The sequence below is a fragment of the Reyranella sp. genome (assembly GCF_036558665.1).
Classification (GTDB): Bacteria; Pseudomonadota; Alphaproteobacteria; order Reyranellales; family Reyranellaceae; genus Reyranella.
In genome coordinates, this window is the sequence record NZ_DATBFE010000085.1 from 1 (window position 1) to 6,284 (window position 6,284).

Annotated in this window: 4 protein-coding genes and 4 pseudogenes; 5 read left to right on the forward strand and 3 right to left on the reverse strand. The window is 67.5% G+C overall.

The window, feature by feature from the left end:
* A pseudogene (locus VH499_RS14175) lies at positions 1-741 on the forward strand (IS21 family transposase); the annotation flags it as partial.
* 139 nt (positions 742-880) lie between these two features.
* On the opposite strand, the pseudogene VH499_RS14180 reads toward VH499_RS14175, so the two are convergent.
* Positions 881-1,360 (reverse strand): annotated as a pseudogene (locus VH499_RS14180) (ATP-binding protein); the annotation flags it as partial.
* On the opposite strand from VH499_RS14180, the pseudogene VH499_RS26155 reads away from it, so the two are divergent.
* The 3 genes and pseudogenes from VH499_RS26155 to VH499_RS14190 all read left to right on the forward strand — a co-directional run.
* Positions 1,357-1,611: pseudogene (locus VH499_RS26155) on the forward strand (DUF5372 family protein); the annotation flags it as partial. The pseudogenes VH499_RS14180 and VH499_RS26155 overlap by 4 nt on opposite strands.
* A gap of 58 nt (positions 1,612-1,669) precedes the next feature.
* Positions 1,670-1,867 carry a hypothetical protein gene (locus VH499_RS14185; RefSeq protein WP_332053391.1) on the forward strand — a complete coding sequence of 66 codons (198 nt, stop codon included), beginning with the start codon at positions 1,670-1,672 and terminating at the stop codon, positions 1,865-1,867.
* On the forward strand, positions 1,848-3,917 hold the full coding sequence (locus VH499_RS14190; RefSeq protein ID WP_332053392.1) for a recombinase family protein: 2,070 nt from the start codon (positions 1,848-1,850) through the stop codon (positions 3,915-3,917). Before VH499_RS14185 ends, VH499_RS14190 begins: the two co-directional genes overlap by 20 nt.
* Positions 3,918-3,951: 34 nt before the next feature.
* Here the strand turns inward: VH499_RS14190 and VH499_RS14195 are convergent.
* Positions 3,952-4,296, reverse strand: a pseudogene (locus VH499_RS14195) (ATP-binding protein); the annotation flags it as partial.
* Entirely contained in the window at positions 4,293-5,837 is a 1,545-nt protein-coding gene (gene istA / locus VH499_RS14200) for an IS21 family transposase (RefSeq protein WP_422662705.1), read from the reverse strand. The pseudogene VH499_RS14195 and the gene istA, both read right to left, overlap by 4 nt.
* 164 nt (positions 5,838-6,001) lie before the next feature.
* Here istA and VH499_RS14205 point away from each other — a divergent pair, with 164 nt between their 5' ends.
* Positions 6,002-6,241 carry a hypothetical protein gene (locus tag VH499_RS14205; protein WP_332053394.1) on the forward strand — a complete coding sequence of 80 codons (240 nt, stop codon included), beginning with the start codon at positions 6,002-6,004 and terminating at the stop codon, positions 6,239-6,241.
* Positions 6,242-6,284: the final 43 nt, after the last annotated feature.

Genomic DNA, 6,284 nt, shown 5'->3' on the forward strand with positions numbered 1-6,284 from the left:
GCCGACAGGCTGTCGCTGCGGTGTTGTTCCGGCACGCCGCCGAGCGCCCACAGGGCATCCTGCAGGCGGCACCCGGCATCCGCGCGATCGCAGTGCTGGACGAGCTGCGGCGACGGCACCCTGACCTCAATGGCAACGTGCGGCGGACCCTGGAACGGCGCATCAACGCTTGGCGCGCCTTGCACGGTCCGGAGCGGGAGGTCATGTTCCGCCAGGAGCACGAGCCTGGCCGACTGGGGCTGTCGGACTTCACCGACACCAGCGCCTTGGGCATCTCGATCGGCGGTGTGCTGCTGGATCACCGGCTCTATCACTTCCGACTGGCCTTCTCGGGCTTCGAGCATGCCCACGTGGTGCTGGGCGGCGAGAGCTTCGTCGCCTTGGCCGAGGGATTGCAGGATGCGCTGTGGGCGCTGGGCGGCGCGCCCAAGGAACATCGCAGCGACAGCCTGTCGGCGGCGTTCCGCAACTTGGCCGTCGACGCCCGGGAGGACCTGACCCAACGCTACTGCAGCCTGATGGGCCACTACGCCATGGAGCCGTCGCGCCGGCATGGCCCATGAGAACGGCTTGATCGAAAGGGCGCATGGGCATCTGAAGAAAGCCATCGAGGACGCCCTGCTGCTGCGCGCCAGTCGCGACTTCGGCGACCTCGACGCCTATCGCGCCTTCATCGACCAGATCATCGGGCGGCGCAACGCCAACAACCGCAAGCGCATCGACATCGAGCGCGCGGTGCTGGGTATGGCGCGACGATCAGGATGAGGGGACAGCGTCAATCAAGATGAGAATCGACGGCCGGTTGTCGGGAGGATCGCGACAAGGGGCGGTGTTTGCAAGCTGATTGACGCTTGGAGGCGAGTTTGATTGTCGCGGAGCGTCAATCAGCGCTTTGGCTTTCCTTGGGCGTTGCGTGCGCTGGCGGCCGACCGGGCCCGCGCTTGCGGTCGACGGCGGCTTTTCGGCGATAGCTCTGGACGTTCATCTCGAGGATGGTGGCGTGATGGACGAGGCGGTCGATGGCGGCCAGCGTCATGGCCTGATCGGGGAAGATCCTGCCCCACTCTCCGAACGGCTGGTTGGCGGTGATGAGCATCGAGCGCTGCTCGTAACGAGCGGCGATCAGCTCGAAGAGCACGCTGGTCTCGGCGTGATCCTTGGAGACGTAGGCGATGTCGTCGAGGATCAGCAGGTCGTATCGATCGAGCTTGGCGATGGCGCTTTCCAGGGCGAGTTCGCGGCGCGCCACCTGCAGGCGCTGGACGAGGTCGGTGGTGCGAGTGAACAGGACGCGCCAGCCGTTTTCGATCAGCGCCAGGCCGATGGCGGCCGAGAGGTGGCTCTTGCCGCCGCCCGGTGGGACAGCGTCATAGTGCCGGGTGTCCGGCGTTTGAGGTCCGGATCACCTACCCGTTTCACCCGCGGAGTGGCGAGACGGTCGCAGTGGTCGGTTCGAAGCGTCATGCTGGCGCCGAACACTTCGTCATTCGGCAGCCCGATCGGACGCTGGCGCTGCTGCCGGCGTGGATGACCGAGCCGGGCCGAGCGGCTCAGCCGCTTGCAGCATATCCACGGTTTCCGGTCGAGAGGCTGGCTGATCTTTGCGCCCTTGTCGACGCGCTCGTGGCCTCATGCGCAGGGGATTCGCCCCGCTGCAAGGGAGCCGGTCATGCGGAGAGCGCGACACAGCCAGAGGGATCTGTTCGACGAAGCGACGCCGACGATGGAGCTTCGGCCCGACCTGCGGACCAAGCTGACCCCGCTGCTCCAGGCGCTGTTGGCGGAGGCGGCCGGCGTGGAGCCACGCCAGGCCAGGCCGGAAGACTTCGACGGCTCGGAGGGCGGCGATGACCAAGATCACGCCTGAGCACCTCGCCCGCGGTGCCTTCGTTTATGTTCGTCAGTCGACGAATGATCAGGTTCTCAACAATCACGAGAGCCGGCGTCGGCAATACGGCCTCGTCGATCGCGCTCGCACCCTGGGCTGGGCCGCCGTGGAGGTGATCGACGATGATCTCGGCCGCTCCGGCTCCGGCATTGCCCGCCCTGGCTTTGAGAAGCTGCTCGCCGCGATCTGCGAGGGCCGCGTCGGCGCTGTCGTCTCGATAGAAGCGTCACGCCTCGCCCGCAACGGGCGCGACTGGCACACCCTGCTCGAGTTCTGCGGACTGGTCGGCACGCTGATTGTCGACGAGGATGGCATCTACGATCCGCGTCATCCGAACGATCGCCTGCTGCTCGGCATGAAGGGCACGATGAGCGAGATGGAGCTGTCGCTGTTCCGCCAGCGCTCGCTTGAAGCTCTGAAGCAGAAGGCGCGCCGCGGTGAGTTGTTCCTCACGGTGGCGATCGGCTATCTGAAGACCGCGCATGATCGCATCGAGAAGGATCCCGATCGTCGCGTTCAGGAGGCGATCGCGCTGGTCTTCGCCAAGTTCAGCGAACTGCAGACCGTCCGGCAAGTCCACCTCTGGATGCGCCAGGAGCGCCTGCCCTTGCCGGCAACCGAGTATGGCGCGGAAGGCCGCAAGGTGGTCTGGAAGCTGCCGGTCTACAACACCCTGCATCATCTGCTGACGAATCCGATCTACGCTGGCGCCTATGTGTTCGGGCGCACCGGAAGCCGCATCACGATCGAGGCCGGCCGCAAGCGGATCGTGCGGGGCTTCCGCAAGGACCGCAGCACCTGGGATGTTTTGATCCGCGACCATCATGAAGGCTACATTGGTTGGGCGGAGTTCGAGAGGAACCAGCGCCTGATCAGCGACAACGCCAATGGCAAGAGCTTCCTGAGCCGCGGCTCGATCCGGCGCGGCGAGGCGCTGCTGGCCGGTCTGCTGCGGTGCGGCCATTGCGGTCGCAAGCTCCACGTGGCCTACAGCGGCGAGAACGGCAGCGCGGGGCGGTATCACTGTCGCGGCGGCCATCTCAATCACGGTGGCGATCCCTGCATCTCATTCGGCGGCATGCGGATCGACCGCGCGGTCAGCGCCGAGGTGATCGAGCGGCTTCAGCCGCTCGGCATCGAGGCGGCGCTCGGCGCCATGGAAGCGCGGCGTGGCGAAAGCGAGGAGAAGCGCCGCCAGGTCGAGCTCGCGCTCGAGCAAGCGCGCTACGAGGCCGCCCGGGCGCGGCGGCAGTACGATGCGGTCGATCCCGACAACCGCCTCGTCGCCGCCGAGCTGGAGCAGCGCTGGAACGAGCGCCTGCTTGCCGTCCGCGCGCTTGAGGACGAGCGGGACGCGCTGGCAGCGAGCTCGCACACGCCGTTGACGCAGGCCGAGCGTGAACGCCTGCTTGCGCTCGGCGCCGACGTCGAGGGTGCCTGGCACAGTCCTGGTGCGACACCGGCGACTCGCAAGCGGATCATCCGCACGCTGATCGAGGAGATGGTGGTGCGGGTCGAAGACGACGCGCTCTGCCTGGTGATCCGATGGGTGGGCGGCGACCACACGCCGCTGCGGGTGCGCAAGAACCGTACAGGCCAGCACCGCTGGAGCGCCGATGCAGATGTGGTCGAGCTCGTCACGGTGCTCGCCCGTCAGGTGCCAGACAAGGCCATCGCCGCCATTCTCAACCGCTCTGGCAAGGCAACGGGGCGCGGCAATGGCTGGACCCGTTCGCGCGTGAGCTCGCTGCGCAACCACCGTGGTATTCCCGCTTATCGCGAAGGCGAGCGCGCCGAGCGGGGCGAGGTCACGCTGGCGGAAGCGGCAGGCGTCCTCAACCTGAGCGAGGCAACCGTGCGGCGTCTGATCCAGGAAAAGGTTCTGCCGGCCACACAATCCTGTAAAGGAGCCCCGTGGGTGATCTGCGCCGCCGATCTTGAGGGTGAAGCCGTGAAGCGAGCTGCGGACGCTCGTCGCCTTCGGCATCCGCCGTCTGTCGATCGGCGGCAAAATACACTGGCTTTCTAACGTGATTGAGAGATGGGCACTATGAAGCGAGATCGGGGGGCCCGAAGATCAGGACGTTGGCCCCGCTCTTGAGCCAGACGTCGCCGGAGGCGAGCGCCATGATCTGGGCTTTGGAGACCATCGGGGTGGCCTCGAAGTCGAACGTGGCCAGTGTCTTGCCGGGCGGCAAGCGGGCGTCGACCAGGTGGCGCTCGAAGCGGCGCCGGCTGCGGTCGGCGGCCTCGTGCTCGGCCAGGGTGGCGAGGAACTTTGCGGCCGGCCAGCCTTCCTTGTCGGATTGTGCGGCGAGTCTGGGCCAGATGGCCTTCATGCTCGGCAGGCGCAGCTCTGACAGCAGCAACTCGACGCGGGCCGCGTCGACGGTCATGGGTGTCGTCATGGCGCGACCTCCAGGCCGGCCTCTGCCGTGAATGCGCTCGCCGTGGCGTCGACGGCGGCGAGTTCGTCGTAGATCGCAAGCGGCGCCAGCTCGACGGCGACCGCGGGGACGGCAGCTTGTTGTGGTCGCAGTCGCTGTCGCAGCGCGGCCGGATCGGGCAATCGGCCGGCGTCGAGATCGGCGCCGATCAGGCTCGCCAGCTCGGCTTCGCCGGCACATTCATGAGCAAGCGCCAGCAGCGCGACAGTGAGCTTGCAGGCGCGCCGATCGTCGCCGTGGCTGCGCCAGGCCTCGAAGGCGCGGGCATAGGCCGGCCGCGGGAACAGCTGGTCGCGGTAGACCAGGTTGAGCAGTGCCATGGGCTTTCGGCGCAAGGCGTGGATCACGTGCCGGTAGTCGACGACATGGCCGCCCTTGTTGTCCGACAGCGGCCGGCCACGACGTAGAGTTGCGACCGGCGTTGCGCCGAGGAAGCATTCGAGACGGTCGTCGAAGATGCGCACGCGCAGGCGATGGCCGATCAGGCGCGAGGGCACGGTGTAGAACACGCGCCGCAGGATGAAGCCGCCTGAGGAGGTGACGGGGATGATCTTCTCCTCGAAGTCGGTGGTGCGCCGTGGCGGCAGAGCTGCCAGAGCGGCACGCTCCAGCGCGATGCGCTTGCGATTGTTGGCATTGCGTCGCCCGACGATCTGGTCGACGAAGGCTCGATAGGCGTCGAGATCGCCGAAGTCGCGGCTGCCGCGCAGCAGGAGGGCATCCTGCAGCGCCTTCTTCAGGTGGCCGTGCGCACTCTCGATGGAGCCGTTCTCGTGGGCGATGCCGGCGTTGTTGCGTGACGGTGCCATGCCGTAATGGCGCATCAGGCCGCAATAGCGCTGCGTCAGGTCGTGCCGGGCGTCGGCTGCGAGGTTGCGGAACGCCGCCGACAGGCTGTCGCTGCGATGCTCCTTCGGCACGCCACCGAGCGCCCACAGCGCGTTCTGCAGCCCCTCGGCCAGGGCCACGAAGCTCTCGCCACCCAGCACCACGTGGGCGTGCTCGAAGCCCGAGAACGCCAGTCGGAAGTGATAGAGCCGGTGATCCAAGGCGACGCCGCCGATCGAGACACCAAGGGCGGTGGTGTCGGTGAAGTCCGACAGGCCCAAGCGGCCGGGCTCGTGCTCCTGGCGGAAGATGACCTCCTGCTCCGGGCCATGCAGGGCGCGCCACGCGCTGATCCGCCGTTCGAGCGTGCGGCGCATGTTCGGATTGAGCTCGGGATGACGGCGGCGCAGCTCGTCGAGCACGCCGATCGCCCGGACGCCAGGGGCGGCACTCAGCATCGGCACGACCTCGGCTTCCCAATAGGGCTCGAGCGGGTCGGGCCGTCGTCGTCCCCGCGGCACCCGCTTTTGCGACGGCAGGCGCGGATCGGCTTCGATCCGATAGCCGGTCGCGCCCGAGAACCCGGCCTTCGCCGCCGCGGCTTCGACGGTCTGTGTCTGTCGGTAGCTCATGTACAGCCTCGTTTGGTGGTCGCTGATGTGGAGGCCAGGCAAGATCTCGATCCCTCGTACTCGAACGGATCGACACCTCGCCCAACCCCGGCCGGCCGCCAAACGCGACGCCGGAGGGTGTCGGGCCTCCGGTCGGGCTACGCCCTCCCTTCGACCCGACACCCTCCGGCGCTCTCATCCTGATTGTCGCTCAGTTCTCACCTTGATTGTCGCCGCGCAGGACGCGCCGCGCGCTGGCGTGGGGACTGGAGACAGGCACCGTCCGCGACATCGTGCAGGCCTACAGGCGCGCACGCCACCGCGGCGACAGAGATCTGACACCGTTCAACGCGGCAGCGGAGGTCACCAAGGCGCTCGGCCGGCCGACCGAGGTGGACGACACGACGCGCGCTCTGCTCGATTGGGCAGTCGAGCACCATCGAGACTGGTTCGATCGCTTCGGGTGAAGGATCGCGGCGCGCAGCGACTACCCAAAGGCGCCAGCTTGGC